We start from the raw sequence: 2,511 nt of genomic DNA on the forward strand, positions 1-2,511 counted from the left end.
ATTTGGCCTAAAAATAACAAAGAAAAGGAGATGCCTCTTGAAATGATTTTTAAATAATTTTGAGACACCCCCTTATATATTACAAATTTTTAAAAGTAACCATCCAAGCAAATATACTATCAATTATATCTGGCTTAAGGAAAATGGTAGCTCATTTACTTTATGTTTCTTCACTTCTATTTTATTAGTCATTTCAAAGACTATAGAGGAGCCTTCAACTATATCTTTATAATCAATATATAATTTATTGTATGTCTTCTTGTTTATATATAAATTATCAATGTAGATATTATCTGTATTATTTTCTGATGCACTTATAGTGGTTTTCTTTCCATTAGATAAGTTTATTATTGCCCTAGTAACAAGAGGTGACCCGATCACATATTCTGTTGTTCCAGGGCAGAAAGGATAAAAACCAAGTGCACTAAAGACATACCATGCCGCCATACTTCCATTATCTTCATCTCCGGGTAGCCCGTTTTCACTACTATCGAAAGCTTCACCCATGATCTTACGAATCCAGTATTGGGTACTTTCAGGATTTCCTATAGTTGCATATATATATGGGACATGAAAGCTTGGTTGATTAGAAATCCCGCATTGCCCAAAATTCGCAGCAGCCATTTCAGTCATTTCATGTATCTCAATTTCATATTCGCCGACCCTATATAGAGGAGAAATATTGAAAAGCTCATCAATTTTTTCAATCATATTTTCCTTGCCTCCCATAAGCTTAGCAAGTCCAAGAATATCATGATAAACAGAAAAGCTACTTTGCCAAGCACCTCCTTCGCAATATTCACCACCCCAATCAAGGGGATGAAAGTTATCTTTCATATTTCCATTAATATCACGCCCTCTAAAGAAAAATGTTTTATAATCGAATAATGTTTTATAGTTATTAGATCTTTTGTAGAATAGATCTGATAGCTCATCTTTTCCAAGTAAGTTTGCTATTTGAGCGATACAAAAATCTCCATAAGCATCATCTACTGTATTATTGACGCTCTCTTTATATAGTTCTCTTGGAAGATATCCATACTTTATATAATCTTTTATGCCGACTCTACCATGCCTGGGGCTATCACTAGCAATTGTAGCGTGTTTTATCATACCTTCAAGAGCCTTTTCTAAATAGTCTCCAGATATAATACCTTTAACAGCACCATCTGCCAAAACAGCATCTATTAATGTTCCTGGCATTATCCCACGTTCACCAGGTGAAATCCATCTTGGTAGCCAACCCTCCTCTTTGTAGAAATTAATGAATCCTTGCAGAATTTCATTAAGTCTATTTGGAGTTAGAATTGCTAACAAGGGATATACGGTTCTATAGGTATCCCAAAAACCGTTGTCTGTATACATATAACCATTTCTTACAGATCCATCTGAGACGCAAGGATGAATAATTTCATTTTCTTTACTTATTTCATAAAACATTCTTGGAAAAATAAAGCACCTATAAAGATTGGTATAAAAAGTATTCATTTCTTCCTCAGTATTCATTTCAACTTCTATTGTAGATAATAAATCATTCCATTTTTGCTCAGCTTCTTTTTTTACGTCATAAAAGGACCTGTTGCCAATTTCTCTATTGAGATTTAACTCAGCCTGTTCTAGGTTAATAAAGGAGGTTCCCAGTTTTATCTCTACGGATTTTTCATTATCTAAATTGAAGGCAATGTTTATACCTGTGCCAATACCTTCGCCTTCTAATCCAGTTTTATAACTATTATCATTACTCGTAATTACAGTATTAGCTATATCAATTTCTTTATCAAATTTCATAATAAAGTAAAGTGCAAACTTATCACTAGCATCCCAAGCTAAGGCTTTTGTATAACATGAAAGTAATTTCTTTTTTGGATCAAGCTTAACCATTGTATAATAATTAAAAGGGATTATTGCAATTCTTGGTGTTTCCTCTGTTTCCCATATAACCCTTAGGGAAGCTCCTCTTTCCGTTGGTGAGAGCTCTAAATTAGCATTGTACCTTAAAAAATTAATCTTTAAATAATCTGGTTGCATTATACTTTCATTTGGCCTAAAGCCTGAGGCCCTATTATCTTCGGATATAAAGACATTGCCACACTGAGGTGAAATTATTATATGACCATAATCTCCCATCCAGGGACTCGGTTGGTGAGTAAGCCTTATTCCTTCTATTTGTCTGTGATTTGGATGGTAATACCACCCTTGTGCATTTCCTTCTGTTTGGGGACAAAAATTATTCATACCAAAAGGAGCTGTAACTAGAGGTAAGGTATTACCATTTGAGTATCGTGATGATGAATTCGTTCCTTGTTTAATGTTAACGTACTTTAGAAAATTCATTTTTAGTCACATCCATTCTTAAAATATTTTAAGTTTTATATTTGTATTTCTGAATTTTGAATGAGAAATTCCAGTTTTTGATTTATTGGAATTTAGGAAATAATGTTCATCATTAAAATTGTTATTTTCGAATATACCAAGATGTACTAAATGCTAATCGTATGAACCCGTTAATAT

The 2,511-nt window shown here is 33.0% G+C and carries 1 protein-coding gene; it reads right to left on the reverse strand.

Going from position 1 to position 2,511, the window contains the following annotated elements:
- Nucleotides 1–123: 123 nt before the first annotated feature.
- On the reverse strand, nucleotides 124–2,334 hold the full coding sequence (locus Q0649_RS08735; RefSeq protein ID WP_298840333.1) for a GH92 family glycosyl hydrolase: 2,211 nt from the start codon (nucleotides 2,332–2,334) through the stop codon (nucleotides 124–126).
- Between the last annotated feature and the right edge of the window lie 177 nt (nucleotides 2,335–2,511).

The organism is uncultured Clostridium sp., assembly GCF_937920395.1.
In the GTDB taxonomy this organism is placed as follows: Bacteria; Bacillota; Clostridia; order Clostridiales; family Clostridiaceae; genus Clostridium_AD.

Excerpts from the sequence above, each read along its gene's own strand:
- Q0649_RS08735 (WP_298840333.1), bottom strand. The coding sequence starts at position 2,334 with ATGAATTTTCTAAAGTACGTTAACATTAAACAAGGAACGAATTCATCA.